The 25,493-nt window shown below is 42.6% G+C and carries 27 protein-coding genes; 16 read left to right on the forward strand and 11 right to left on the reverse strand.

The features are described 5' to 3' along the window. Nucleotides 1–22: 22 nt before the first annotated feature. The 3 genes from glmM (at nucleotide 23) to ltrA (ending at nucleotide 5,440) form a co-directional block, all read left to right on the forward strand. A complete protein-coding gene (glmM, locus tag U2P91_RS14765; protein ID WP_322519906.1) occupies nucleotides 23–1,393 on the forward strand; it encodes a phosphoglucosamine mutase in 1,371 nt (456 codons plus the stop codon). 300 nt (nucleotides 1,394–1,693) lie between these two features. Next, complete coding sequence (gene glmS, locus U2P91_RS14770; protein WP_322519907.1) at nucleotides 1,694–3,517, forward strand: glutamine--fructose-6-phosphate transaminase (isomerizing); 1,824 nt, start codon at nucleotides 1,694–1,696, stop codon at nucleotides 3,515–3,517. Nucleotides 3,518–4,024: 507 nt separating this feature from the next. After that, complete coding sequence (ltrA, locus tag U2P91_RS14775) at nucleotides 4,025–5,440, forward strand: group II intron reverse transcriptase/maturase (RefSeq protein WP_322519908.1); 1,416 nt, start codon at nucleotides 4,025–4,027, stop codon at nucleotides 5,438–5,440. A gap of 92 nt (nucleotides 5,441–5,532) precedes the next feature. On the opposite strand, the gene U2P91_RS14780 is transcribed toward ltrA, so the two are convergent. Then, the gene (locus U2P91_RS14780) at nucleotides 5,533–5,835 is read right to left on the reverse strand and encodes a DUF6442 family protein (protein ID WP_111887530.1); all 303 of its coding nucleotides are present in this window, start codon (nucleotides 5,833–5,835) and stop codon (nucleotides 5,533–5,535) included. A 725-nt stretch (nucleotides 5,836–6,560) separates the two neighbouring features. Here U2P91_RS14780 and U2P91_RS14785 point away from each other — a divergent pair. The 9 genes from U2P91_RS14785 (at nucleotide 6,561) to phoU (ending at nucleotide 15,020) form a co-directional block, all read left to right on the forward strand. Then, nucleotides 6,561–7,010: an Hsp20 family protein gene (locus U2P91_RS14785; protein WP_322519909.1), complete on the forward strand. Its 450-nt coding sequence runs from the start codon at nucleotides 6,561–6,563 to the stop codon at nucleotides 7,008–7,010. A gap of 426 nt (nucleotides 7,011–7,436) precedes the next feature. After that, nucleotides 7,437–8,927 carry a DEAD/DEAH box helicase gene (locus U2P91_RS14790; RefSeq protein ID WP_322519910.1) on the forward strand — a complete coding sequence of 497 codons (1,491 nt, stop codon included), beginning with the start codon at nucleotides 7,437–7,439 and terminating at the stop codon, nucleotides 8,925–8,927. Between the two features lie 71 nt (nucleotides 8,928–8,998). After that, nucleotides 8,999–9,547, forward strand: a complete 549-nt coding sequence (locus tag U2P91_RS14795; protein ID WP_322519911.1) for an NUDIX hydrolase — start codon at nucleotides 8,999–9,001, stop codon at nucleotides 9,545–9,547. 132 nt (nucleotides 9,548–9,679) lie between these two features. Then, nucleotides 9,680–10,222: an HD domain-containing protein gene (locus U2P91_RS14800; protein ID WP_322519912.1), complete on the forward strand. Its 543-nt coding sequence runs from the start codon at nucleotides 9,680–9,682 to the stop codon at nucleotides 10,220–10,222. Nucleotides 10,223–10,489: 267 nt separating this feature from the next. Beyond that, nucleotides 10,490–11,332 (forward strand): phosphate ABC transporter substrate-binding protein, encoded by an 843-nt coding sequence (locus U2P91_RS14805; protein WP_111887514.1) that lies wholly within the window; start codon nucleotides 10,490–10,492, stop codon nucleotides 11,330–11,332. A 95-nt stretch (nucleotides 11,333–11,427) separates the two neighbouring features. After that, the gene (gene pstC, locus U2P91_RS14810; RefSeq protein ID WP_322519913.1) at nucleotides 11,428–12,309 is read left to right on the forward strand and encodes a phosphate ABC transporter permease subunit PstC; all 882 of its coding nucleotides are present in this window, start codon (nucleotides 11,428–11,430) and stop codon (nucleotides 12,307–12,309) included. After that, complete coding sequence (pstA, locus tag U2P91_RS17985) at nucleotides 12,310–13,515, forward strand: phosphate ABC transporter permease PstA (RefSeq protein WP_414733652.1); 1,206 nt, start codon at nucleotides 12,310–12,312, stop codon at nucleotides 13,513–13,515. An 8-nt stretch (nucleotides 13,516–13,523) separates the two neighbouring features. After that, nucleotides 13,524–14,282 carry a phosphate ABC transporter ATP-binding protein PstB gene (gene pstB, locus U2P91_RS14820; RefSeq protein WP_111887511.1) on the forward strand — a complete coding sequence of 253 codons (759 nt, stop codon included), beginning with the start codon at nucleotides 13,524–13,526 and terminating at the stop codon, nucleotides 14,280–14,282. A 15-nt stretch (nucleotides 14,283–14,297) separates the two neighbouring features. Next, on the forward strand, nucleotides 14,298–15,020 hold the full coding sequence (gene phoU / locus U2P91_RS14825; RefSeq protein WP_111887510.1) for a phosphate signaling complex protein PhoU: 723 nt from the start codon (nucleotides 14,298–14,300) through the stop codon (nucleotides 15,018–15,020). Nucleotides 15,021–15,176: 156 nt separating this feature from the next. Here phoU and U2P91_RS14830 read toward each other — a convergent pair whose 3' ends face one another. Next, nucleotides 15,177–15,407: a hypothetical protein gene (locus U2P91_RS14830; protein WP_322519914.1), complete on the reverse strand. Its 231-nt coding sequence runs from the start codon at nucleotides 15,405–15,407 to the stop codon at nucleotides 15,177–15,179. A gap of 473 nt (nucleotides 15,408–15,880) precedes the next feature. Between U2P91_RS14830 and U2P91_RS14835 the strand changes: the two genes are divergently transcribed. Next, a complete protein-coding gene (locus tag U2P91_RS14835; protein WP_322519915.1) occupies nucleotides 15,881–18,802 on the forward strand; it encodes a methyl-accepting chemotaxis protein in 2,922 nt (973 codons plus the stop codon). Between the two features lie 116 nt (nucleotides 18,803–18,918). Here the strand turns inward: U2P91_RS14835 and U2P91_RS14840 are convergent, their stop codons facing one another. Next, a complete protein-coding gene (locus U2P91_RS14840) occupies nucleotides 18,919–19,518 on the reverse strand; it encodes a hypothetical protein (protein ID WP_322519916.1) in 600 nt (199 codons plus the stop codon). A 275-nt stretch (nucleotides 19,519–19,793) separates the two neighbouring features. Between U2P91_RS14840 and U2P91_RS14845 the strand changes: the two genes are divergently transcribed. The 3 genes from U2P91_RS14845 to U2P91_RS14855 are packed head-to-tail and all read left to right on the forward strand — an operon-like array spanning nucleotide 19,794 to nucleotide 21,280. Continuing rightward, nucleotides 19,794–20,270 (forward strand): GGDEF domain-containing protein, encoded by a 477-nt coding sequence (locus tag U2P91_RS14845; protein ID WP_322519917.1) that lies wholly within the window; start codon nucleotides 19,794–19,796, stop codon nucleotides 20,268–20,270. 27 nt (nucleotides 20,271–20,297) lie between these two features. Continuing rightward, nucleotides 20,298–21,074, forward strand: a complete 777-nt coding sequence (locus U2P91_RS14850) for an HD-GYP domain-containing protein (RefSeq protein WP_322519918.1) — start codon at nucleotides 20,298–20,300, stop codon at nucleotides 21,072–21,074. Then, complete coding sequence (locus tag U2P91_RS14855) at nucleotides 21,050–21,280, forward strand: FeoA family protein (protein WP_322519919.1); 231 nt, start codon at nucleotides 21,050–21,052, stop codon at nucleotides 21,278–21,280. Before U2P91_RS14850 ends, U2P91_RS14855 begins: the two co-directional genes overlap by 25 nt. Here the strand turns inward: U2P91_RS14855 and U2P91_RS14860 are convergent. From U2P91_RS14860 to U2P91_RS14895, 8 genes are read right to left on the reverse strand one after another with little or no spacing between them, the layout of a single operon-like run. After that, nucleotides 21,277–22,878 carry a complex I subunit 5 family protein gene (locus tag U2P91_RS14860; protein WP_322519920.1) on the reverse strand — a complete coding sequence of 534 codons (1,602 nt, stop codon included), beginning with the start codon at nucleotides 22,876–22,878 and terminating at the stop codon, nucleotides 21,277–21,279. The two genes, U2P91_RS14855 and U2P91_RS14860, sit on opposite strands and share 4 nt — an antisense overlap. Continuing rightward, nucleotides 22,871–23,224 (reverse strand): cation:proton antiporter subunit C, encoded by a 354-nt coding sequence (locus U2P91_RS14865; protein ID WP_322519921.1) that lies wholly within the window; start codon nucleotides 23,222–23,224, stop codon nucleotides 22,871–22,873. Before U2P91_RS14865 ends, U2P91_RS14860 begins: the two co-directional genes overlap by 8 nt. Continuing rightward, nucleotides 23,224–23,613, reverse strand: coding sequence for an MnhB domain-containing protein (locus U2P91_RS14870; protein ID WP_322519922.1), 390 nt, complete (start codon nucleotides 23,611–23,613; stop codon nucleotides 23,224–23,226). Before U2P91_RS14870 ends, U2P91_RS14865 begins: the two co-directional genes overlap by 1 nt. Further along, entirely contained in the window at nucleotides 23,606–23,869 is a 264-nt protein-coding gene (locus tag U2P91_RS14875; RefSeq protein WP_111887496.1) for a hypothetical protein, read from the reverse strand. Before U2P91_RS14875 ends, U2P91_RS14870 begins: the two co-directional genes overlap by 8 nt. Beyond that, the gene (locus U2P91_RS14880) at nucleotides 23,859–24,404 is read right to left on the reverse strand and encodes a DUF4040 domain-containing protein (RefSeq protein ID WP_322519923.1); all 546 of its coding nucleotides are present in this window, start codon (nucleotides 24,402–24,404) and stop codon (nucleotides 23,859–23,861) included. The genes U2P91_RS14875 and U2P91_RS14880 overlap by 11 nt, the downstream gene beginning before the upstream one ends. Further along, entirely contained in the window at nucleotides 24,401–24,703 is a 303-nt protein-coding gene (mnhG, locus tag U2P91_RS14885) for a monovalent cation/H(+) antiporter subunit G (protein ID WP_322519924.1), read from the reverse strand. Before mnhG ends, U2P91_RS14880 begins: the two co-directional genes overlap by 4 nt. Continuing rightward, the gene (locus U2P91_RS14890; RefSeq protein ID WP_111887493.1) at nucleotides 24,696–24,962 is read right to left on the reverse strand and encodes a monovalent cation/H+ antiporter complex subunit F; all 267 of its coding nucleotides are present in this window, start codon (nucleotides 24,960–24,962) and stop codon (nucleotides 24,696–24,698) included. The genes mnhG and U2P91_RS14890 overlap by 8 nt, the downstream gene beginning before the upstream one ends. Continuing rightward, complete coding sequence (locus U2P91_RS14895; protein WP_322519925.1) at nucleotides 24,959–25,450, reverse strand: Na+/H+ antiporter subunit E; 492 nt, start codon at nucleotides 25,448–25,450, stop codon at nucleotides 24,959–24,961. The genes U2P91_RS14890 and U2P91_RS14895 overlap by 4 nt, the downstream gene beginning before the upstream one ends. Nucleotides 25,451–25,493 lie beyond the last annotated feature (43 nt).

Below are 25,493 nucleotides of genomic sequence, written 5' to 3' on the forward strand. Positions count from 1 at the left end.
ACAATCGAAGGAGTTATAATAGATGGGGAAATTATTTGGTACCGATGGTGTACGTGGTATATATGAACAGGATTTAACATTGGAGTTGGCCTATGGCCTTGGTCAGGCGGGAGCCAGCGTATTAGGCAGAAATGCCCACCGGCCAAAGATTGTCATCGGTCGGGATACCCGTGAATCGGGATCGCCGCTAGAGATGGCATTAGCTAAGGGAATTCTCGCGGTGGGCGGCGATGTGCTACTGGTGGGAGTGCTACCAACGCCGGCCGTGGCAGTTATTACGCGGGCGCTTAAGGCCGATGCCGGAGTTGTGATCTCGGCGTCTCATAATCCTTATGAGTTTAATGGGATCAAGTTTTTCAATGGTCAGGGCTTTAAGCTAGCGGATGCGGTGGAAAACGAAATTGAAGAAATTATTTTACAAAGTCAGGTCGTGCCGCTAAAAGATGGTGGTAGTATTCAGACACTGGAAAATCCGGAAGTATTCTATCTCAACCATATCAAAAAAGCAATTGAAACAGATTTTTATGGGCTTCGGGTGGTACTGGATTGTGCTAATGGTGCTGCTTATAACATTGCACCGGCATTGTTTTGTGACCTTGGAGCAGAGGTTATCGTTATTGGTGATAAACCAGATGGAAAAAATATCAACGCCGGGTGCGGTTCGACGCATCTTACACCGCTTCAACAACGGGTAGTAAAAGAAAAAGCTGATATCGGTATCGCCTTTGACGGGGATGCTGACCGGTGTCTGGCCGTGGATAATCATGGGAATATCATTGATGGTGATAAGATCATGAATCTCATTGGCAGTCGGATGAAGGCTAGTGGCCGGCTGAAAAAGGATACGGTTGTGGTGACGGTGATGAGCAATATCGGTCTGGATATCGCCCTGAATCAAGCCGGATGCCAGACGATCAAAACCGATGTGGGTGATCGTTATGTACTGGAGGCCATGATTGAGGGGGATTATAATCTCGGTGGGGAACAATCCGGCCATCTTATTCTGCTGGATCATAATACTACTGGAGATGGCATGCTGACAGCGTTGGTTTTGCTGGAACTACTAAAAAAAGATGGACGAGATGCCAAAACACTGGGAGATCTCATGACGGTTTATCCCCAGATTCTGGTGAATGCCCGGGTTGAAAATGGACGAAAACAGGATTACCTGCGTGACGACCAGATTCAAAAAAAGATCAAAGAGGTCGAAACCCATTTTCACGGACAGGGGCGGGTACTGATTCGGCCTTCAGGAACGGAACCACTGGTTCGGGTGATGATTGAAGGAAAAGATCAGAACGAACTAACCCGGATCGCAAAAGAATTGGCTCAATTGATTGAGGCACGTTTGAGCGATTCAATCGAAGCCGTGGGGCGGCCTGTGGTGGCATAATTCGAATAAATAGCGAAAATCATTAAAAATTGATTAAGAAATGAGGGCTTAGGTCCTCATTTCTTTGTGTTAAAAGTGCTTTTATGATAGAATAATCGAGTTAGTATTTGGGGATAATAATGGGCCAAAACCAAAGTACAACAAAGAAGCGCCAGAACTCAAGTGTTGGTCCACACAAGGTTGAGTTGACGAGGTCAGGGAGTATCGAAAATTCGGCGGATGCCCTGGAGAATTGTCATAAAAAACTAAAGAGTGATCTTTAGGACAAAGATGGCATAAAAAAAGAAAACAGGTGAAAAAATGTGTGGAATAGTAGGTTATATCGGAGCTAAGCAGGCTCAGGACGTTTTAATTAACGGTCTTTCCCGGTTGGAGTACCGGGGCTATGATTCGGCCGGAATTGCAACGCTGGAAAATGACATCATCCGGATCGAAAAGAAAAAGGGACGGCTTATAAATCTGGAAGATGCTCTGGAAAAAGCAACCCTTTCCGGCCAGGTTGGCATTGGCCATACCCGCTGGGCGACCCATGGGGTTCCTTCTGATGCCAATGCCCATCCCCATTCCAGTGTTAATCAAGAGATTGCCGTCGTGCACAATGGCATCATTGAAAATTATATGGCATTGAAGAACGAGCTTAAAGATAGGGGCCACGTGTTTGTTTCCGACACTGATACGGAAGTAGTGGCTCATTTGCTTAATGAGCTGTATACCGGGGACATTGTCAAGACGATTCAAATGGCGATGCAGCAGCTAAAGGGTTCTTATGCGTTGGGAGTTCTTTGCGCTAATGAGCCGGATAAAATTGTGGCTGTACGCAAAGATAGCCCCCTGATTGTGGGTTTGGGAGACGGCGAGAATTTTATCGCTTCTGATATTCCGGCGATTCTAAACTATACCCGGGAAGTTTATCTGCTGGATAACGGCGAAATTGCAGTGCTTACCGCCGACACTATCCAGGTAATGAATAGTGATGGTGAGATCATCGAAAAAGAAATTTTCGCCGTCGATTGGGATCCCGGAGACGCGGAAAAAGGCGGCTATGATCATTTTATGCTTAAAGAAATGGTGGAACAGCCCAAAGCCATGATGGAAACATTAATGGGCCGATGCTGTGAAAGTGGCGTAACCTTCGCCGGTCTTAAGCTAAATACCGAGATGATGAAAAACATCAACCGCATTCAGATTGTTGCCTGTGGTACGGCTTATCATGCCGGAATGGTGGGCAAATACTATTTTGAAAAATTTGCCCGGATCAGCGTGGAAACCGAGGCAGCTTCAGAATATCGTTACAAAGATCCAATCGTGGATAAAAACACTCTACTGATTGTCATCAGTCAATCCGGCGAAACCGCTGATACGCTGGCTGCTATCCGGTTGGCTAAAGAACGGGGGGCCTGGGTTTTAGCGGTGACCAATGTGGTCGGAAGTTCGATCGCCCGGGAAGCCGATGATGTGATCTATACCAATGCCGGGCCGGAAATCGCTGTGGCATCGACTAAGGCTTATGTCACTCAGGTGGGTTGCATGATGATGTTAGCCTCGTTTTTAGGAGAACTTAACGGGAAAATGGAAAAGGCAGAAGGCTCTCGGATTTGCCATGGTCTGATGATGACCCCGGGACTCATCGAAAAAGCCCTGGAAACCCAGGCCGTAATTAAAGCGTTTGCCGATAAAAATCATGAAATATATGATCTCTTTTACATGGGTAGAGGTGTTGATCTTTATACCAGCATGGAAGGTTCGCTAAAACTCAAGGAGATTTCCTATATTCATTCCGAAGCCTACGCGGCCGGCGAGCTTAAACATGGCCCCATCGCACTAATCGAGGACGGTACCATTGTTGTGGCGGTTTGCACCCAGGAAAATGTTTTTGAAAAAATGCTTAGCAATATTAAAGAAGTCAAGGCTCGAGGCGCCCATGTCCTGGCGATTGTCCAGGAAGGCCATGAAGATATTGCCACAGAGGTCGATGAGGTGTGGGTAATTCCAGAAATGGACGATGATATCACCGCCATTCCCACCATTGTTTATCTTCAACTGCTAGCCTATTATCTGGCGGTTGCCAGAGGCTGTGATGTCGATAAACCTAAAAATCTGGCTAAGAGCGTGACGGTTGAGTAAAGAAGCGATTCGTCTTTAAGAGCTTAAATTCTATAATTGAAGTTAAGTACCAGTGCAGCAAAAAAGCTGATCAGATTATTTATTAATCGGATCAGCTTTTTTAGGTGCGCCCGGCATGGGCGCAATCTAACGGGTGAAAGTCCCGAGCACGGGTAGGTAGTGCCAAGTGCATAGCTTAAGGCAAGGGTGTCCCCGGTGACGGAGAATCTGAAGGAAGCCAGCGGCAAACTTCCGGTCTGTCGAACAGAAATCACATCAGGCATGTTCAACTGGGTAAGGTTGCCTAACAAACTGAAGCCCCAAAACTACTCGGAAGTTGATGGTGTAAATGTGGCAGATAGATGGAAGGAAAGATTGCGTTCTTACCCGGGGAGATCTCACGGACGTGTGGAAACAGAGTATGAAATACGGTTGAAATAAGATTTATCGTGAGAAGTCAGCCGAAGCCATAGTACGGAGACAATCTAGATGTCGAAGGAAGGGCTGAACCAGAGGAGGTGAAGATCAATGAAGATTACTGACGGTGATAAAATAAAACACAGAAAACTTTATAATGAAGGCGATCTGCAAAAGATATCTGCGGAACAGAAAAGATATGCAGACGTGTGCGCATCACCAAAGATAATTGAAACCGAAATCACCAATACAAACGAGCAGACGGATGGAATACTGGAGAAAATTCTAACCCGGGATAATCTGAACCTGGCCTATAAGCAGGTGAAGAAAAACAAGGGTGCAGGTGGAATAGATGGCATGCAGGTAGATGAACTTCTGCCCTACCTGAAAGAAAACCGGAATGAACTCATTGAAGCCATCCGAAGTGGTAAATACAAACCCCAACCCGTCAGATGGGTAGAAATACCAAAAGAAAACGGGAAGACACGAAAATTGGGAATCCCAACCGTTGTGGATCGATTGATTCAACAGGCGATCGCTCAGGTGTTAACGCCGATATTCGAACAACAATTCTCAGACAGCAGTTACGGATTCAGACCCAAACGCAGCGCTCAGGGTGCCCTGAAACAATGCCAGCAAAATATTACCGACGGATATAAATACGTCGTCGATATGGATCTGGAAAGGTACTTTGATACCGTCAATCACAGTCGACTCATTCAGATTCTGTCTGAAACCATCAAAGATGGTCGGGTCATCTCCCTGATCCACAAATTTCTGAACGCAGGCGTCATGTCAGGTGGCGTGTTCGAGCGTAGTGAGGAAGGCGTGCCGCAGGGCGGTCCACTCAGCCCAATTCTTGGAAATATCATGCTCAATGAATGCGATAAAGAACTGGAACGTCGTGGACACCATTTTGTCCGGTATGCTGATGATCTGATGATTTTCTGCAAGAGCCGGAGAGCGGCCGAACGAACCCTTAAGAACATCGCCCCGTTTATCGAAGAGAAACTGTTTCTTCGTATTAATCGGGAGAAAACGAAAGTGTCCAACGTCGCAAAAGTGAAATTCCTCGGATACGGATTCTATATCTACCAGGAACAGGGAAGGTTGCGAGTTCACCCCCAGAGCATCGATAAGCTGAAGGATAAAATCCGACAGATTACCGGACGCAGTAATGGGATGGGAATTCAGAGACGAAAAGAAAGAATGCTGCAAATCGTGCGGGGCTGGGTCAATTATTTCAAGCTGGCGGATATGAAAAATATATTGAAACCGCTGGACAAGTGGATGAGAAGCCGAATCCGGATGGTGATCTGGAAACGCTGGAAGAAAGTAAAAACGCGCTTTACCAATCTCAAAAAGTTGGGACTGGACGAAAAACGGGCGTGGATGTGGGCAAACACAAGAAAAGGCTATTGGCGAACCGCCCATAGCCCAATCTTAATGAGAACCCTGTCTAATGATCGACTCAAGCGGGCAGGATATCCCAATTTTTATGATTATTATCTGCAAGTAACCGTGTAAACTCTGGAACCGCCGTATACCGAACGGTACGTACGGTGGTGTGGGAGGTCGGCTGATCAATTAATGGTCAGCCTCCTACCCGATTTCTTATTCTACCAGGTACTAAGGATATAATTTGCAAGTGCCGAAAGTGAGGCGACGATGCCGCCAATAGCGATAATCAGGTTACTGGTCGTTTTTTCCTGTCGATACTTGATAATAAAAGCCATCCCCAGGTATCCCCAGAACATTGCATTTAAATCACTGATCGGAAGGCCTTTAAATAGATTATAACCAAGTAATATGATAAACATACCGGTTAGACCCAGTAAACCATAATCCTGGGATTTATCAGCAGTTACCGTTTGAGTCGCTTCTGGATTTGGGGTTTCATTTAGTAATTCATCATCTTTCATTTCATACCTCCAAATTTTTATTAGTTCTAACTATATCAGATTAGAAATAGTTTGTCGAGACAAGATCATAAAAGCGCCAAGGAATATAACTTTCTCAGTGATTTATTGGCGATGATGTTGTTCTAAGTACGCTCTTTTGTCGAGTTCAGGATTTGTAATGCGGTTGTTGATATACGACTTGAATATAGAGGAATGATTACCTTAGCTCAGAATCATCCATAATTATAATTGGAAGTACTTGACCTATTTAAGAGGCGCAGTGATTGGCATGGAATGGTTTTTGTAGATTTTTGTAACCGGAGACAAGGATACGGAAAAAGAAGAAGTAAACACCGTTATTCTTACAAACGGACACCAAAACTATGCCATTTTTGTGGATCAGCTTAAAAAAACAGGGATTTGTTGTGATGACTCTTGAAGATCACCTGGCCGCGAATCCGGGAATAACCGATTCGACACTGTTGGGAAACAGGCAGGTTGTCTGGTATGAGATGCTAAATTGTTTTTGGCTCCTCAACAGTTACATTTGTAACACGTTCAAGCGATTTCACAACCGTCTGACCGTTTACGTTGAGGTCTAAAAGTCAATCAAGTAACAGCTTAAAAGAATCTTAAAGGTGCGACCATGACATCTTGACATCTTTTTTAAAAAGTGGTATAAAATAATCAAAGTTAGCACTCGTCGATAGAGAGTGCTAACAAATATAATATGTAAAGGAGTGGTTATGGTGACAGCACTGATTCCGTTTAACAGAAAAAGAAATGATTTGATGAATACCGGTTTTGAAGATTTCCAAAATATGCTAGACGACTTTTTTGCAGAGGGTTGGCCGATGAGAAGAAGCTTGGCGGGTGACACCTTCAAAATTGATTTGCAGGATAATGAAAAAGAGTACATTGTCGAAGCAGAGATGCCAGGTGTTGCTAAAAGTGACATCAATGTTTCACTTGACGAAGGAAAACTGCAAATTTCAGTTAAGAAGGAAGAGCTCAAGGAAGAAAATGAAAAGAATTATATTCATCGTGAAAGAAAGTTTTCTTCCATGACCCGGAATGTATTTCTGGTCGACGCGGCTTCTGATGACATTAAGGCTAAGCTGACAGATGGAGTTTTGACCATTACAGTGCCCAAAGCGGTAAAACAGGAACAGTCCCGATTAATTGAAATTGAATAAGGGTCGTGATGCGGTAGAAAAAGTTCTACCGCTTGTTTTGAGCAAAAAACCTCATTAGCCTGGCTGATGAGGTTTTTTGGTACAATTTGGAAGCCTTTAGTTTTTTAACGATCGTGAAATAGTTTTTTCTCCCTGGCGCATCATTCATAGGATTGAGCAGACCCAGGTCCTTATTATTTCAGTGTTGGATGGTCGTCGGAATCTGGAAGATTTATAGATGAAAAAATTAGTTTTAAAATAAAAAGCAGAGAAAAGTAATCATGTACAGTATCTTTTCTGGCTTAATCGTCTAAAGTAAGTAATAACCCTTGTAAATGCTATAAATATAGTTTATAATTAAATGTCAAGTGATCAATCAAGCTGTATCTTCTTTTTTGCGGATACAGCTTTTTAATTTGAAAAATAAAAAGAGAGTAGAAATAAAACGTGATAAATAAAAAATTTAACCAGTATAAACTCAGTGATGAGCTATTAAAAGCCATCGAAAAACTAAATTTTGAAACCCCTACCAAGGTTCAGGAAGCCGTGATTCCGATTGCTTTAGAGAAAAAAGATATTCTCTGCAAGGCTCAAACCGGCAGTGGTAAAACCGCTGCCTTTGGGATTCCGATCTGTGAGCTTTTAGATTGGGAAGAAAACAAGCCGCAGGCCCTGGTGCTGACTCCGACCCGGGAGCTGGCACTGCAGGTTCATGAAGATATTTTTAACATTGGCCGCTTCAAGCGGGTGAAGGTATCTGCCCTGTATGGAAAATCGCCGATTCGCCGTCAGGAAAAAGAACTGAAACAGAAAACCCATGTGGTAGTGGGAACCCCAGGCCGGGTCATGGATCATATTGAACGGGGAACCTTTATTACCGATGAGATTAAATATCTGGTCATCGACGAAGCCGATGAGATGCTAAATATGGGTTTTATCGATCAGGTTGAGGAGATCATCAATGAGATGCCCAAAAATCGAGTGACGATGTTGTTTTCGGCCACTCTGGAAAATGAGATTCAGCGGTTGTCAAAAAAATATATGAATGATCCCCAGATCATTGAAATTGAGGCCGAGGCCAAACGAACTGATGCCATCGAACAATTTGCTTATAAAACTGGCCATGAAGATAAACTGGATGTACTAAAAGATGTGCTGGTGGTAGAAAACCCTGACAGTTGTATTATATTTTGTAATACCCAGGAACGGGTCAATGCTATTTATAATCTTCTTGGCAAGGACAATAAGGCCTGTGAAAGGATTCACGGCGGGATGGAACAGGACGACCGCACTCTAGTTATGCAGCGCTTTAAAAAGGGCGCTTTTCGCTATCTCATTGCCACCGACGTAGCCGCCCGGGGGATTGATGTCCATGAAATTTCACTGGTCATTAATTTTGATGTGCCCTGGGAAAAAGAAACTTATGTCCACCGCATCGGACGGACGGGCCGTCGGGGTACTACCGGTAAAGCCATTACCCTGGTTTCCTCAAAAGAAGTTCGCTTGTTCCGGGACATTGAGAATTATACCGACAAAGAAATTATTGAAAAGGAATGTCCCACCCTGGCTACGGTCCATTCACTAAAACCGGCTTTTATAGAAAAGATGCAGGAGAAACCGGAGGAAAAGCTGGACAAAGCCCATGATCTGGTCAGTGAAATCACCAAGCTTCATATCAATGCCGGTAAAAAGACCAAAATGCGAGCGGTGGATATTGTCGGGACTCTTTGTAATCTGGAGGGCATGACGGCTGCGGATATCGGCGTGATCACGATTCTCGATGTATCCACCTTTGTGGAAATCCTAAATAACAAAGGCCCTCAGGTATTAAAAGAGCTGCAAACAAGGAATATTAAGGGGCGGCCTAGAAAGGTGACCCTGGCCGAAGATAAGCCGGTTACCATTGCGCGTAAGAAGCCGATTCGTCGGTTTTACTAATTAAATGATCAAGTAATTAAGTTATTAGGTTTAATAAGTGTAACACGTGAAATGATTATAGTGAGGTGTCTATGGATTATTTATCAGCCATCACAGCGTTTAAGCCCGGATCAGCCCAGGAGCAGGCTGATCAAAAAACGATGATAACCTTTATCAAAAAAAATCCGAATGTCTTGCTTCGGGAAAATAAAATTGCCCATCTGACCAGCTCAGCCTTGATTTTTAATCCAGCGCAGGATAAACTGTTAATGATTTATCATAACATTTATAAATCCTGGTCCTGGACCGGTGGTCATGCTGATGGTGAACCGGATCTGCTGCAGGTGGCCATCCGCGAAGCCAAAGAAGAAACCGGATTAAGACAAGTAACCGCCGTAGCGGATAAAATTATCTCATTGGATATTTTGCCAGTTTTTGGTCATCTTAAAAATGAACAACCGGTTTCGGCTCATTTGCATTTATCGGTAGCCTATTTACTATCGGCTTATGAAGATGAACCGCTGGTGATTAAGCCAGATGAAAACAGTGGGGTTAAATGGATCACGATAGATGAATTGTCAAGCCATGTCAGTGAACCCCATATGCTGGTGGTCTATAATAAAATTCTGAACAGATGCTAATTTGTTGTGTCTATATTAAATTGCGTAAAATGGTTTAGCACGGGCGATCCGAGATCACCTGTTTAGTTGTCAGTCTAATTTGTCACACCCGTTAATCAAACGTATGGTAAGATTTAAAATCAAGGAGGATCTATGTCCATTTCAAAAGCCATTGAATTTTCTGCCAAAGCCCATGACGGTCATTTTCGCAAGGGCTCCAAAATTCCTTATATCACTCACCCCTTTGAGGTTGCTAAAATTCTCGGTGAGACAGTGGATCCGGAAGAAAATGAAGCCCTGATCTGTGCCGGACTCCTTCACGATACGGTGGAAGACACGGATACCAGTCTGGAAACGATCCGTCGGGAATTCGGAGAAGCAGTGGCCGAACTGGTAGCCTCCGACTCAGAAGACAAATTGTTGCCCTGGGAAAAACGCAAGCAGAATACCATCGATTTTCTCAAGAACCGAGCGACCCGGGAGATGCAGATGCTGGCCTGCGCCGATAAACTGGCAAATCTGCGAAGTGTTAAAGAAGATTACGAAAGAATCGGAGAAGAGGTCTGGGATATTTTTGTCAGAGGTAAAGAAAAGCAGGCCTGGTATTACAAAGGTGTGCGGGACGCATTGGCACCCCTAGCGGGTTTGGCAATGTATGAAGAACTAAAAGAATTGATTCAGGAAATCTTTGACTAATAGAAGGATGTCCTGCTGATCCTTATAAACGTAAAGAATGAAGCGTTAATAAAAGATAATATTACTCCATCCAGTCGAGCTGGAGAGAAAGGACGGCCATATAAAGTCAATCGGATTAAATTGGGAGGTTGGAATACCTCTCTTTTTGTTTGCCAATTTAACAGAGTATTAACAATCTCTTTACCTCCACAAAACCTTTTAGTCTTTTTTATTTGGTAAGATAGCTATGCAATCAACGAAATTTAAGGAAATTTAAAGGAGAAAAAAATGTCAAAAAGTTTGAAAAAAGTTTTAGTATCATTGTTAGTCGGTGCAACGGTGCTGACCCTCGCAGGATGTGGTTCTTCAGGATCAACAACGGCAACCACCAGTGACGCAATTTCAGGAGAAATAAACGGTGGGGGCTCCACATCAGTGCTGAAGGTCATTGATGCAGCTGGTTCAGAGTTTACTGCCTTAAACCCAGAAGTCAAGTTTACCTACAGTGGAACCGGTTCTTCCGACGGAATTAAAGGAGCAGCAGCGGGTACTTATTCCTTTGGCTGTGCATCACGAGACTTAAAAACCGAAGAAAAGGGTAGCTTAACCGAATTGGTCTTTGCTTTTGATGGTATTGCTGTTGTTGTAAATCCAGCTAACACAGTATCCAACCTGACAACTGAACAAGTTGCAAAAATTTATATGGGTGAAATCACCAACTGGAGTGAAGTTGGCGGAGCAGATGCACCGATTGTTGTTGTATCTCGTGAAGATGGATCGGGAACGCGTGGTGCATTTGAAGAATTAGCGGATTTTGAAGAAAAACTCAAACCTGATGCCACTATTAAAGAAGGTAATGGAAATGTTCAAAGTACGGTTGCCGGAAATGAAAACTCCATTGGTTATGTTTCTTTAACCTTTGTTGATAAAACCGTTAAAGCCGTTGATATTGACGGCGTAAAAGCGACTGTGGATAATGTTAAAAATAAAACTTATAAAATTTCACGACCCTTCCTGGCTATGTATGATAAATCAAAGGTTGATGATGCAACTCTTGCTTTCCTTGACTTCCTGATGACCAAAGATGGACAGGCCATTGTTGAAGAACATGGTGGTATCTCAGTACTTTAAAAAAATAATTGAGACTCCTGAAAAGGAGTCTCTCTTCATTAAAATAATCCCATGACATCAAGTAACCTGCATGGGTTAGAAAAGGAGCGTTTATTTTGCAAGCAATTAAACGTAAGAAGCAACAAGAGAAAATAATTGAAGGCTTTTTTCTTGTCTGTGCTTTTGTCGCTGTCGTCAGTGTTTTGGCGATCACTGCCTTCGTTTTTTACAACGGACTAAAACCTTTTATTTCCAACAGTTATCCGCTTTGGAATTTTTTATCCGGTGTTGAATGGCGACCGGGTTCGAATATGTATGGGATCTTTTACATGATTGTGGGATCTGTTTTTGCAACATTAGGCGCGATTCTGATCGGAGTGCCAATCGCGATTCTCACAGCAGTCTTTATTTCAGAAATGGCCGGATCACGGGTAGGCAAAATCATTCGTTTTGCGGTGGAATTATTGGCAGGGATACCTTCCGTTCTATATGGGGTTTTTGGATTAGGAATCATTGTTCCTTATGTGCTGAAAATATCGCCTATGGCTCAAGGGGAGTCATTGTTGTCGACCATTCTGGTTCTGGCAATTATGATTCTACCAACCGTCGTCAGCATTTCAGAAACGTCCATCAGTGTGGTTCCAAAGGCATATCGAGAAGGCTCCTATGCGTTGGGTGCATCGAAAATACAAACCATCTTTAAGGTGGTGTTACCGGCAGCACGTTCTGGGATTATGACTGGTGTTATTCTTGGTATTGGCCGGGCCATTGGTGAAACGATGGCGGTTATGCTGGTTTGTGGTAACCCCATTGCCGGTATACCCACTAGTCTGTTTGATCAGGTTCGTCCGCTGACCACTAATATTGCGCTGGAAATGGGTTACGCCTCCGGTGTCCATCAGGAGCTGTTATATTCAACCGGTGTGGTGCTATTTATTTTCATCATGTTGATTAATCTGATTGTTAATAAATTGGTTAAGGCAAAGGTGGGCAGTTAAATGAGCAGAAGCATAAAAGACCTATTTGTTAAAGGTATTATTTATCTGGCAACCGGAATTACATTAAGTGTGTTGCTTTTTATTATTGGCTTTATTTTTGTTCAAGGAATCGGGTTGGTTAATTGGGATTTTTTAACCCGGGATTTCAATGAAAAAGTAGGTTATGCCTTTACTGAGGCCAAGGACGTACCTTTAAGCATTGATGAAGAAAAGCTTAATGATATAAATTCATTGGATAACCGATATGAGACCGCATTAGAGGGACCAATCTACGTCGAGAACATTGGGGCAGCTATTTCTAAGGTCGCTTATAAAAACCATAGTACCGAGCGCGAACAGATTGTTGTTACCTATCTCGAAAAGGACTCACCATTACAAAGTGCTATCGATTCAACTGGAGCAGAAATAAAAATTGGCCCCGACTATATGTTACAGAGTATTAATGGAAAAGATTTTACTGATTTATCGCTAGAAGAGGTCGCCAAAACCATCGCGACTGAATCCGGTGAACTGAAAATAAAAATCGTCCAGCCGGGTGGCGGAATCAAATCAAATATTATCACAACACTATACATGGTCTTGCTCTCCTTGCTTGTGGCACTGCCAGTGGGTATCTTTGGAGCGATTTATTTGACTGAATATGCAAAACCAGGGAAACTGGTTAATATCATTCGATTTGCTGCCGAATCTCTGGCGGGTATTCCTTCGATTATTTTTGGTCTGTTTGGGATGGCTTTCTTTGTAGTCGCTCTGAATTTTCAGATCTCACTGATTTCCGGGAGTCTGACGGTTGCGGTCATTCTTTTGCCGGTTATTATTCGGAGTACAGAAGAAGCTTTAAAAACGGTCCCCATGGCTTTTAGAGAAGGATCTCTGGCACTTGGTGCCACTAAGCTTCAAACCATTTTTAAAGTCGTACTACCCTGTGCGGTACCTGGTATTGCCACAGCGGTGCTACTCAGTATTGGCCGGGTGGTTGGTGAGTCTGCGGCACTACTATTAACTGCAGGGACGGTTGCTCAAATCCCGGGTACGCTATTTTCACCAGGGAGCACCCTAACCGTACAGGCCTATTACGTGGCCAAAGAAGAAGGCAATATTGAGCTGGCTTGTGCAGTCGGCATTGTCATAATTGTAATTGTTATTGTACTGAACATCTTGTCCCGTATCACCTCTGACAAGTTGGATGTCTTTAATAAAAAATGAGGAGTAATATGGATAGAAATATAAAGTTTAACGCGAAAAATCTTGATTTGTATTATGGCGATTTTCAAGCGCTTAAATCAATCAATATGGAAATTCGCGAAAATGAAGTTACCGCATTTATTGGACCATCCGGCTGTGGAAAATCCACCTTCTTACGTTGCCTGAATCGGATGAATGATTTAATCGACTCGGTAAAAATCAAGGGGGAAATTCTCTTTGATGAAAAAGATATTAATGGTGATATTGATGTCATAAACTTAAGAACCCGGGTGGGGATGGTCTTTCAGAGTCCGAATCCCTTTCCCATGAGTATTTATGAAAATATCGCCTATGGACCCAAATGTCAGGGTATGAAGGACAAATCGAAATTGGACGCAATCGTAAAGGAGAGCTTGATGAAAGCGGCTCTCTGGGACGAGGTTAAGGATCGATTAAATAAATCGGCACTTGGCATGTCAGGTGGTCAGCAGCAACGTTTATGTATTGCCAGAACCATTGCCATGAATCCGGAAGTGATTTTAATGGATGAACCAACCTCGGCGCTTGATCCCATTGCGACGGCCAAGATTGAAGACTTGATGTCGAGTTTAAAGAAAGACTATACCATTATTATCGTTACTCATTCCATGCAGCAGGCGGGCCGGATTTCAGATAAAACAGCTTTCTTTTTAATGGGAGAGGTGATTGAATTTAATGAAACACCGATTATTTTCACAAATCCCAATGACAAACGGACAGAGGATTACATTACAGGTCGCTTCGGTTGATAAGGAGAATAAATCATGCGAATAGAGTATAACGAAGAATTAAGAATGATCAAAGACGAGATTTTGATGATGTCAGCGATGACAGAAAAAATGTTAGCTGATTCAGTCCAGGCATTAAAATCTCAGGACTGTGAGTTGGCCAGATCAGTGATTGAACGGGATGATTTAGTAGATGCCAAAGAAATTGAGCTTCAACTGATTGTAAGTCAGGTGATTGCCACCCAAGGACCGGTTGCCACCGATTTAAGACGACTGGCGTCAACCTTGAAAATTATTACCAATCTGGAACGAATTGCTGATATGACAGTCAATATTTCCAAACGGGTGATGGAATTATCAGATACTGTTTATATGAAACGATTGGTGGACATCCCTCGTACCTGTGATCTGGCACAAACATTATTAAAGCTTGCAATTCAAGCTTTTGTGCATGAAGATATCAGTCGACTCCGGGAAGTCGTTGATCTGGAGGATGAGATTGATGCCTTGAATATGCAGATTCATCATGACTGTTTGGCTTATATGATTGATAATACTAAAAATATCCATCAAGGTTCGGTATTCATTTTTGTTGGATCTTATCTTGAGCGTATTGGTGATCATGCCACCAATATTTTTGAAACAGTTTTTTACATCATTACCGGAGATTATATTGATTTTAATGATCTGGATGAGGAAACCATTGTGCGTATCATTGAAACACAAAAGAAAATTGAAGCCGCCGGAAAAGAAGACTAAGCGTTAAAACGGATAAAAAAAGCCAGAGGATTGATTCTTTTGGCTTTTTTTGCATTAAAAACATAAAACGACCTATTAATTGGAGAAAACGGGAATCTGGGGAGAAGTAGAACGACAGCGTAAATAAAACAAGGGGTAAATACCCCTTGCCCATCTTTAACGATTGCGACCGTTAATCTCTTCATCACATTCAGTGATAGATTTGTTGAGTTTTTTTATTTCTGCATCAAATTCTTCCATTTGGGCAACGATCTTCCCGCTTGAGACATGCATGCCGGATTGCTTAAAAATAAAGCTGCGTTCATTTTCAACGTCTTCCAAGTCTTCTTTCAAACTGGCCAATTTATTCTTTAGTTCGACATCATTTAGTTTACTTAATTCATTCATCTTTCTCTCCTGTTATTTAAAATGATTCTTATTTTTAGTATAACATGGTCAATTTCTGAATGCAACCGACTAAATAATTGAAATGACCCAGATAGGAGAGAAGAACACAGAAGGCACGATCAAAATTATATAAAACGAACAAAATACTATTTTTGTCTCATTAAAAAACCTAGGAAACCAGGGCGAAACAGCAAAAAGGCAGGTGAACACCTGTCTTTTTGCTGTTTCGCCATTGCTTTTGGGTGTTTTAAGCATTATAATAAACGAGTTGCAAAAAATTAAGTTGGGTAAAAACTTTGTAAAAAAACGTTTACACACGGTTGGAAATGGTATATAAGTATCATTAATCTTTAATGTAAGAATACTTTAAAACTGCTTCTTGAATACGTATGAATTCGCGTAGATTGAATTCTGGTAGAGTGAAATTCAATACTTTTGAGAAGCCAAACAATAAAGAAAAGGAAGGGGAGAGTATGAAATCAATCAGGTTACGTCTTATCATGTTGTTCACCGCACTCATTTTGGCAGTCACAGGTATTTTGGGGGTGATTGTCGTTGGTCAGTTTACCAGCGTTCTGGAGGAGGATGCCCATGAACAATTACGAAGCATGGCACAGGTTCAGGCCCGGTATATTGAAGCCAGAATCAATAATCAACTGAATTATGTAGAGACTCTGGCTCAAAATTCGATGATTCTGGATCCAGCAGTGCCTCAGGAACAGCGGGATGCTTTTTTCGAGGCTGAGGCCGCAAGAACGGGGTATGATTCTTTTGCCATCGCCGATTTGACAGGAAACGGTATTACGCAGAGTACCACTAGAAATGTGATTAACGTCGCCGACCGAAGCTATTTTATCGGGGCAGTGGCCGGCGTTCCAACGGTATCGGATATTGTCCTTAGTCGGGTTGACGGGGAACCAATTCTGATTGTTGCAGCGCCGATCCGTCGAAATGGCGAAATTATTGGAGTTCTTTTTGGAGCAAAGGAAGGAAGAACCTTAAGCAGCATTGTCGGTGAGGTAACCTACGGAGAAACCGGTTTTGGCTCATTGATTAATAACGATGGGATTGCAGTGGGAAATGCGGATCTGGAGTTGGTCAAGCAGCAGTTTAACTTTGCCGAGGCTGATGTAGAAAATCCCGATTATGCCCAGTTGGCTGAGCTGGTACGCAGTGACATGTTAACCCGTGAACCGGGCTATGGTGACTACAGCCTTGACGGGAAGGACATGCTGATTGGTTTTGCCCCAGTCGAAGGAAGCCCCTGGATACTGTCAGTAGCTATGGATCAGGTTGAGGTGGATGCCCAGGTGGCTGAAGTCAGAACTACCGTCATAACCGTGATCCTGTTAGCAATTATTGTTGCAGCATTTGCCGTATTCCTAATCAGTGGCACCATTGCCAAGCCAATTATGGCAACCACTGAGGAATTAAACCGCCTGGCGGGCTTTGATTTTCGACATAATGAACAATCCAATGCTGGTAAATATCTCAATCGACAGGATGAAATCGGTACGATGCTAAAGGCTGTGACAACCATGCAGCAGAATGTAACGGAAAATCTGATTAATAAACTGGAACATATTTCCCGGGGGAATCTGGATGATGAAATTATTATGGTCGGTGACAATGATCAGGTCGGACCAGCCTTACAGGATACCCAGGATGCCATCAAAACCCTGATCACCGATACCAGTATGTTAGTTAGTGCAGCAGTTGCTGGCCGGCTGGATGAACGGGCCGATGCGTCAAAGTACAATGGCGATTATCAGAAGGTGATTGCCGGGGTCAATCAGACTCTGGATGCGGTGGTTGAACCGATTAAAGAAGCCTCCAGCGTTCTGGAAGCGATGGCCAGAGGGGATCTCACACAAGACATGCAGGGCGACTATAAGGGCGAACATGCGCTGATTAAAGTCTCTGTTAACAAAACCTTTGAGAGTATCAAAATGCTGGTCAGTGATACTAATTCTCTAGTAGCAGCTGCTGTCGCCGGAGAGTTAGAAACCCGGGCCGATACCACCAAACATCAGGGTGAATATGCGAAAATCATTTCCGGGGTTAACGCCACCCTGGACGCCATGGCTAAGCCGATTCAGGAAGCCTCCGGGGTCCTTGAGGAAATGGCCAGGGGTAATCTTGACCAGGGTATGGCAGGCAATTATACAGGGGAATATGCGGTTATTAAAGATTCGGTTAATAAAACCTTTGACAGTATCAAGATGTTAGTTGGTGACACCAACAGTCTGGTTGAATCTGCTGTGGCAGGCGATCTCAATGCCCGGGCCGATACCTTTAAACATAGCGGCGAATATGCCCGGATTGTCGCTGGTGTCAATGCCACTCTCGATGCCATGGTAGCACCAATACAGGAAGCCAACACGGTGCTCGAAGAAGTGGCCAACGGCAGCCTGAAACTGCGAATGGCAGGGGAATATCAGGGTGAGCATTCAGCCCTTAAAGATTCCCTCAACAGTACCCTGGACTTTTTACAGGGGATTGTTGATGAAGTGTCTGATATTCTGGACCAGATGGCCAATTCCAATATGGTCGTCAGTACTACCGGGGACTATAAGGGTGATTTTGAACCGATTAAAACGGCCCTTAACCATATCATCGCATCCTTTAACGGGATCTTAAACGACATGAATGAAGCGGCCGATCAGGTCTCTGCCGGGGCAGCTCAGGTATCGGATAGCAGTCAGGTGTTGGCCCAGGGTTCGACCGAACAGGCCGCCGCTATCCAGCAATTGAGCTCGTCCATTGATGAAATAGCGGATAAAACAAAAGACAATGCCAAGCGGGCCAGCGAAGCCAATATGCTTTCGACCACCGCCCAGGAAAAAGCCCAAAAAGGCAATGACAGCATGCGCCAGCTCCAGGCATCGATGGATGAAATCAACCAGGCGTCCGGCAATATTTCAAAAATCATCAAGGTCATCGATGATATTGCTTTCCAGACCAATATTCTGTCGCTAAACGCTGCTGTAGAAGCCGCCCGAGCCGGGCAGCACGGCAAGGGCTTTGCTGTAGTCGCGGAAGAAGTTCGTTCGTTGGCCGCCAGAAGTGCAGAAGCCGCCAAGGAAACGACCGCTCTGATCGAAGGATCAGTCAGAAAAACCGAAGATGGTACCGCCATTGCTGATGAAACAGCCAACGCATTAGAAGAAATTGTAGCAGAAATTACCAAGGCCGCGGAACTGGTTCAGGAAATTGCCGAAGCCTCCAATGATCAGGCTACCAATATCACCCAGATTAATCTGGGGGTCGACCAGGTCTCTCAGGTTGTCCAGGGAAATACAGCAACCGCTGAGCAATCTGCGGCAGCCAGTGAAGAGTTATCCAGTCAATCGCAGTTACTCAAGGAAATGATCACGCGGTTTAAATTAAAATAATAAGCTTAAATACAAAAGAATCAAACCAAAAAAGACAAGGAAATTTTTCCTTGTCTTTTTTGGTGGTAAGATCTTCGCACGCGAAGAGAGTACAAACTTCTTTACGAAGAAGTTTGTTATTCTTCTTTAGCCCAATCATCAAATCCCTGCATAACCTTATCATAGGTTTGTTGGGAGATTTCTGGAAGTTCACCGCCAAAGGCTTTTTTAGCACTTTCAAAGCCTTCTTTAAAGGCATTTCTGAGGGTTTCAAGTTTGCTTTTATCACCACCGGAGAGCGCTTTAGCAAAATCAATAATCCGTTCTGATGTTTTGTTTACCCCATAATAGCCATCTTCAGAAATCGCTTCCTGGGCAGCCGCTTGAGTTTTTGAATCGACAATGATGTTAACTTCTTTTCCGTCGGCCAGATCTTTAAGAACCTGACTCACTTTCTTACCCTGTTTTTCAATCATGGCTTCAACCATTTTCTTGAAAGATTCGGTATTTCGGGCAAAATCCTGCTTGATTGCGTCTATCTTTTTACGGTCGACCGTGTAGGTTCCAATGTCTTCAGAAGTAGCAGTGCCAAGTTCTATGGAGTCGAGTTTTTGTACAACGGGTTGGACTTTATCGGCAGCCTCGGGCTCAACTTTGATGTCAGCATTTTGGGTGACGCCTTTTGTCTGAACTGCTTGATTCAGAGTTTTGTTCGCATCAATTGCATTTGCATTCATAACATCCTCCTTAATAGATATTAAATAATCGTTTCTAAATTATTTTCTCGCTTCTATAAACTATATCGACAAAATTCAGCAAAATATAACATTAAATTTAAAATAATCGCAGTTAGAAAATAATCAGAACCGATTTCATGCAGATGGTCGCGATAAAACCACTTGATAAAAGAAAAACGAAGTGGTATACTAAAAAATAAAAGTTTGCACTGTCTAACAGAAGTTTTTAATTTGCAATTCGTTAATCTGATAAATGGAAGTAATGGGAGTTATTGATGGAGAAGATACAAAAGGATCAGGTCTTTTATCAGTCCCTTGAAGTCATTGCCGAAAAACATGCGCCAGTTACTCTGATTCTCTTTGACATTGATGATTTCAAGGTAGTCAATGACGTCTATGGCCATCTTTCCGGTGATTATGTGATCCGGGAGGTTTCACAAATTATAAAAAAACAGCTTCGTACCTCAGATATTGGGGCCCGATATGGCGGAGAAGAGTTTGCGGTGTTGCTACCGGGAACCGGGGAACCTTTTGGACAGAAAATTGCCGAACGGATTTGTACTTCTGTTGCAAAGTACCCTTTTGAATTTGATCATCAAAAAATGCGAGTAACTCTCTCAGCTGGGGTTTGTCATTCAACGGTAGCATTGAGTCGGGGTGAACAAACCATGTTGGTTGATCGGACCGATGAACTTCTATACTGTTCAAAAAGAAATGGTAAGAACCGAGTTACCAGCGCTCAATTTAAATAAGGTCCGTCGCGAGGAAAGGATAGTTAGATGACAGAAAAAAAGGCATCCCGAGAGATCTGTGATTTTTCGAAATATTTAAACGAAGTGTATCAGCGATATTATGTAGTAGGAAATCAGGAAATCTTTACTGTAAAATTCCGGACCTATCTGAAACAGTTGATAAAAAAACTCAATGAGGCATCATTTGATGATCTGAAAAAGTATCGAAACGCAAACTGTCTCAGTAATTGTCTGCCGGGACATTCCATCCGATGCGCTTTGCTGGCCATGGGTATTGCTAAAGAGTTGGGTTTGCGCCAATCGGAGATCACAGAAATTGGGCTGGGGGCAATCCTTCATGATATTGGCAAGCTCTTTATTCCCAGAGAAATCCTGGACAAGCCCTGTAAACTCAGTGAAGTTGAATTTGATGTTATCAAAACGCACTCGGAAATTGGGTTTCAGGTGCTCAAAAAGCAAAAATGGTTGCCCGTGTCAAGTGTTCAAATTGTTCATAATCATCACGAACGGCTTGATGGCAGTGGCTATCCCAATCACTTGACAGGGGACGAGATCCATCGACACGAGCGTATTGTCGGAGTTGCCGACGTTTTTGATGCGATGACCAGCAAGCGTAATTATCGTGAGGCCTTGAGTTATGAATTTGCCTTCTTGGAAATAGTAAAAGAATCACCCCAGATGCTAGATGGGCATATTGTTTTAGTTTTAGGTGATCTCATCAAGAAACACAGCCACTCTCAAAGCGAATTAACTAAGCAAATAAAAATGAGGAGAGAATTATGCCATTATCCATGTGTAAAATAGGAAGTACAGTGATTGTGAAGGATTTAAGTGTGGACGAAGCCTTACACAAGCGTCTTTATAGTATGGGGTTTATTAAGGGCGCGTTGATAAAAATTATCTCGGCCGAGCATCAGGGACCTATGACCATTGAGTTGTTAGGGAGTCAGCTGGCTTTGGGCTATGAGATCACCTCTTTAATTCAGGTTGTTACTTCAAAATATCATTAAAGTGTTATTTTTAAATAAATAACCATGAAAGCAAAAAATAGTGTAATCGAGAGGCAAATTTCATTAAAACCCAACTCAATGGCGTTAAGAACGGCCAGATAATTTTTTTTCTTGAATAAGCCATAGTAAATAACTAGTCCCAGGAATAAGGAACCCACGAACAAGAGCAGCTTTACCCCATGGGATAAGATTTCCACCGGGAAGTTGACCTCAAAGAGAATCGAAATTAGTTCACTACCAAAAATTCCGCCGAAAAAACAAAGCATACTTAAACCTAAAACCACTGCCTTCTCCAAAATATCGGAGTTGGCGGTTTCTTTTTTGCCCGACTCACCGAAAAGAAGCTGGCCATATTTGATAAAGACAATAATGGTTCCCAGGTTAATAAAAATCAGGCCATATTCGATCCAGGAACCGGAGGAACCCTCGGAGATCAAGTATTTAGAAATACTACCGTTAAAAAGTGGGGCCCCAACGATACCTAAAATTGAAATGACAGTCGCCATTCCGACTGCCGGCATGTGATTAAACACCCCTTTAATCTCATCTAAATTTCTGGTTTTATATTCGGTAATAATCATCCCGGCGGTTAAAAAAAGAGTAGATTTGAAAACAGCATGATTCATAATATGATAGAGACCACCCCAATAGGCTTGGGGACTACCCATGTTGATACCGACCATGATCAAGCCAATTTGGGAAACGGTTGAATAAGCCAGGAGCAGTTTAATATCGGTTTGAGCAAAGGCTAACACAAAACCGACAATAGCAGTAATAAATCCAAGCACCATAAAAAGTTCAGAGGTGTCAATCAGCGGTGAAAAGGCTAACTGCAGGCGGATAAATAGGTAGACCCCCGTTTTAACATATAATCCGGATAGAATAGCAGAAACCTCAGATGGCGCACTGGGTGTGCCATGGGCCTTTGGCAGCCAGCTAAAAAGGGGCATTAAAGCGGCTTTTAAGCTAACTGCGGTAATCATAAAGGCATATGGGAGAATCATACTATCGGGGTCCTTAACCTGGCTTAGAGCGGTTTCGAGCGCGTAGAAGTCAAGAACACCAATTTTTTTGTATAGCATCCCCAAACCCATCAAAAAAAATGACATCGCTACAACGTTAATCAAAAAATACATCATTCCATCATAAATAGAAAGGTTGGTCTTTTTATACATAATCAGAATGGTAATGATCAGGGTGGCAGCTTCAATGAGAACAAAAATATTAAACAAATCGTTCGAAATAAAAATACCGATAATTAAGCTCTCAAGACTCAGAAAAAGAAAGAAAAACAGGTGATCGGCATACTGCTTTTTTTGAACAAAGGTTACCATCGCGAAAAACAATAAACAGGTTAAAAGAGCCATGGTTGAGGCCAGAAGATCAGCTCTTAGGGTGATGCTAATCGTATCCGGCCAGCCACCAATGTTTTCAAGGATGGTACCATTTTTGCGAACCTCAATAAAAATCACGAAGACCAAAACCAGCAAGACGGCCTGAAATAAAATCATCAATTTTTTTGCTGCTTTAAGGGGAATCAACTTAACAACAGTTCCAAAAATAATCGGTAACAAAATAATCCAGTGTAAATTAATCATGGGGGGTCCTTTTTTTCATAATTTTTTGCCAGTTGCTGGACCCGTAACGATGATAAAGATGAATAAACATCGTTAAACCAGCAGCGGTAACACCAATACCAATGACAATATCGGTAATCATCAATGCCTGAGGGAGCGGATCTGCGACCTGGAGGGTCTGGGCAACATCGCCAATCGGGGGGGCGCTTCCTGGGGCAATATTGGTTGTAATAAAGTATAAAATAATGGCGACTTGCATGATACTGATGGACATAATCGATTTGATGATGTTTCTTCTGGCAATCAGGCCATAAACACCGACAAAAAAAAGGATAATACTAATCGATTCTCCGTTAATGGTAATCATTAAATACCCCCTTCATAAAAGGCAAATCTGAAAAAAACAATCGTAAAGCCGCTGCAGACCTTCAAACCGATTAGAAAATTCATGACGATAAGATAACACAGATTCATGAATTCCGAATGGTTGGAGGTCGTTGGAAATAGAAAAAGAACCGGGTACAGAATAATACAAACAAAAAGCGTCTTTTCTGCGGTTTTTAGAGTTTTAAGTCGGATACACCGATCCGGTTCTACCAGATAACGACTGATAAAAACCGCGGCTAATACAGCTCCGCCCTGAAATCCCCCGCCGGGACTGGCATGACCGTTTAAAATAATGTAAAATCCAAATAACAAAATAAAGGGATATAAAAGCCCGGTCATACGAGAAATAATTTCAGAATGGTCAGTCATCGGTTCGCCTCCAGGAAAGAGTAATGACAGCCGAAACACTGACTAAAAGAATCAGGGTTTCAAAAATACTGTCAAATACCCGGTAATTGAGGTAGATTGCGGCGACAGCATTTTGGGCATGGGTGTCCGTGTTAAAATGTTCAATATAAAAATCTGCCACGAGTGGCTCAGCGATCAAAGGTGCATCAAAATTAAGATAAAGAATCAGTACGGTAAGCGATAGGGTAAAGATCATTGTGATAATTCTACGATTCATTATCGGCTCCTTCCTCACAACGAGTCAAGTGTATATTTAAGTCGCCATGGTTTGATAGTAAATAGTCTTCCAATGCATCGATCTGGTAATCTTCGGCACAGCCATAAATCCAAATATCGTCGTCGGTGTGATGAATGGCCAGGTCAAACTTTTCCTGGGCGAGGATGGTTTCAATGGGTTCGCGGGAATAAATAATCTGCGGTTCCATTTCCCGTTTAATTAAAAAGGTCTCCAGATTATATAAAAATGGGGATTTGCTTTTTACCAGTCGAATATCCTGGAAATGTGAGTCATTTGTGTAATAAATGGAAAAGACTTTATATTTTCTCAGCGCTACCAGATATAAAACCGTGGTAATCGTGCTGCCAATGATCGCTTCAGCAATGGCCACATCCGGAGCACCGTAAAGCAGATAGACAAAGGAACTGATTAGCGAAAAAACGCCCAAATAGACAACGGCCCGTCTTAGTTTTTTTGTGTTGAGGGCGATAATTGCCATAATAACCAAAGCGATGAGAAAGATGTTTTCGGTCATGGCCCGGTCTCCTGATCAATGGTATAACCACTTAAAAAAGCCGATCGGGCAATGGCGTGGGTGGATAATGGGTTTGTGATCATCACCAGCAACGTTATCAGCAGTATTTTCATGGCAGCAAAACTGATCCCGGATAAAATGGTAAAAGCAATCATGGCAGTCAGAAAGCCAACGGTTTCGATTTTAGATGAAATAAGGATTCGCGAATAAAAATCCTTAAACCGAAACAGACCGATGACGCCAAAAGCCATAAAAAGAAGGGCGATAATCATGAGTAGATAGGCGAATAAATCAATCATGAGAGGTCTCCTTTTTTTCGATAAATCGGGCAATGAGTACTGTGCCGATAAAGCCAAGTAGGGCATAAACCAGTGCGACATCAAGCAAGTAGGGCTGATTGGTAATAAGGGATAGAATAATGATCGACATAATGATTTTTGCTGAAATGGCATTCAGGCCCAAAAGGCGATCCCAAATGGTAGGTCCTAGAATAACCCGAACAAGAACTAGGGCAATATAGATGGCAATGACAAATAGGGTGGCTTCTAAAAAGGTCATGATTCCAAACTCCTTAAGATCATTTCGTAGGGGGAACAGGTTTTACCTTCAGTGATATCCGTGAAGGTATTTTCATCCTGAAAAGCCAAAATTTGAAGCAGTCGGCCATTCTTTCCGATTGTCACCGTTCCGGGAGTCAGGGTGATGGCATTGGCTAATAAGCAAATAGCCAGGTCATCACGGATACATGTTTCATATTCAATAATTTTAACAGCATCCTGACCTCTTATGATTTTTAAAATAGCGGAAAAGCCGGATCGATATATTTGGATGAATAAATACGTAGTGTAATGAAAGAGTACAGCGGGTTTAATTGAATAAGCCTCGATATAATCATTCTCCAGCAGATAGCGATTGGTGAATAAAACCGAAACAATTGAAAAAAAAAGGCCGATCAGGATTTGAGGAAAGGCCAGACTTTCATTAAAAATAAGCCAGATGCCAGTAAAAATAAAAATAAGTATAATAAAATGCCTTAGTTTTTTCATAGTGCTCCTTCCTTGCTTTTAGAATAACCATTTAAGTAGACTT

The sequence above is a fragment of the Acetobacterium sp. K1/6 genome (genome assembly GCF_034438075.1).
In the GTDB taxonomy this organism is placed as follows: Bacteria; Bacillota; Clostridia; order Eubacteriales; family Eubacteriaceae; genus Acetobacterium; species Acetobacterium carbinolicum.

Bases quoted from the DNA above. Each gene is read 5' to 3' on its own strand.
- glmM (WP_322519906.1), top strand. From the start codon at position 23: ATGGGGAAATTATTTGGTACCGATGGTGTACGTGGTATATATGAACAG.
- glmS (WP_322519907.1), top strand. From the start codon at position 1,694: ATGTGTGGAATAGTAGGTTATATCGGAGCTAAGCAGGCTCAGGACGTT.
- ltrA (WP_322519908.1), top strand. From the start codon at position 4,025: ATGAAGATTACTGACGGTGATAAAATAAAACACAGAAAACTTTATAAT.
- U2P91_RS14780 (WP_111887530.1), bottom strand. From the start codon at position 5,835: ATGAAAGATGATGAATTACTAAATGAAACCCCAAATCCAGAAGCGACT.
- U2P91_RS14785 (WP_322519909.1), top strand. From the start codon at position 6,561: ATGGTGACAGCACTGATTCCGTTTAACAGAAAAAGAAATGATTTGATG.
- U2P91_RS14795 (WP_322519911.1), top strand. From the start codon at position 8,999: ATGGATTATTTATCAGCCATCACAGCGTTTAAGCCCGGATCAGCCCAG.
- U2P91_RS14800 (WP_322519912.1), top strand. From the start codon at position 9,680: ATGTCCATTTCAAAAGCCATTGAATTTTCTGCCAAAGCCCATGACGGT.
- U2P91_RS14805 (WP_111887514.1), top strand. From the start codon at position 10,490: ATGTCAAAAAGTTTGAAAAAAGTTTTAGTATCATTGTTAGTCGGTGCA.
- pstA (WP_414733652.1), top strand. From the start codon at position 12,310: ATGAGCAGAAGCATAAAAGACCTATTTGTTAAAGGTATTATTTATCTG.
- pstB (WP_111887511.1), top strand. From the start codon at position 13,524: ATGGATAGAAATATAAAGTTTAACGCGAAAAATCTTGATTTGTATTAT.
- phoU (WP_111887510.1), top strand. From the start codon at position 14,298: ATGCGAATAGAGTATAACGAAGAATTAAGAATGATCAAAGACGAGATT.
- U2P91_RS14830 (WP_322519914.1), bottom strand. From the start codon at position 15,407: ATGAATGAATTAAGTAAACTAAATGATGTCGAACTAAAGAATAAATTG.
- U2P91_RS14835 (WP_322519915.1), top strand. From the start codon at position 15,881: ATGAAATCAATCAGGTTACGTCTTATCATGTTGTTCACCGCACTCATT.
- U2P91_RS14840 (WP_322519916.1), bottom strand. From the start codon at position 19,518: ATGAATGCAAATGCAATTGATGCGAACAAAACTCTGAATCAAGCAGTT.
- U2P91_RS14845 (WP_322519917.1), top strand. From the start codon at position 19,794: ATGGAGAAGATACAAAAGGATCAGGTCTTTTATCAGTCCCTTGAAGTC.
- U2P91_RS14850 (WP_322519918.1), top strand. From the start codon at position 20,298: ATGACAGAAAAAAAGGCATCCCGAGAGATCTGTGATTTTTCGAAATAT.
- U2P91_RS14855 (WP_322519919.1), top strand. From the start codon at position 21,050: ATGCCATTATCCATGTGTAAAATAGGAAGTACAGTGATTGTGAAGGAT.
- U2P91_RS14860 (WP_322519920.1), bottom strand. From the start codon at position 22,878: ATGATTAATTTACACTGGATTATTTTGTTACCGATTATTTTTGGAACT.
- U2P91_RS14865 (WP_322519921.1), bottom strand. From the start codon at position 23,224: ATGATTACCATTAACGGAGAATCGATTAGTATTATCCTTTTTTTTGTC.
- U2P91_RS14870 (WP_322519922.1), bottom strand. From the start codon at position 23,613: ATGACTGACCATTCTGAAATTATTTCTCGTATGACCGGGCTTTTATAT.
- U2P91_RS14875 (WP_111887496.1), bottom strand. From the start codon at position 23,869: ATGAATCGTAGAATTATCACAATGATCTTTACCCTATCGCTTACCGTA.
- U2P91_RS14880 (WP_322519923.1), bottom strand. From the start codon at position 24,404: ATGACCGAAAACATCTTTCTCATCGCTTTGGTTATTATGGCAATTATC.
- mnhG (WP_322519924.1), bottom strand. From the start codon at position 24,703: ATGATTGATTTATTCGCCTATCTACTCATGATTATCGCCCTTCTTTTT.
- U2P91_RS14890 (WP_111887493.1), bottom strand. From the start codon at position 24,962: ATGACCTTTTTAGAAGCCACCCTATTTGTCATTGCCATCTATATTGCC.
- U2P91_RS14895 (WP_322519925.1), bottom strand. From the start codon at position 25,450: ATGAAAAAACTAAGGCATTTTATTATACTTATTTTTATTTTTACTGGC.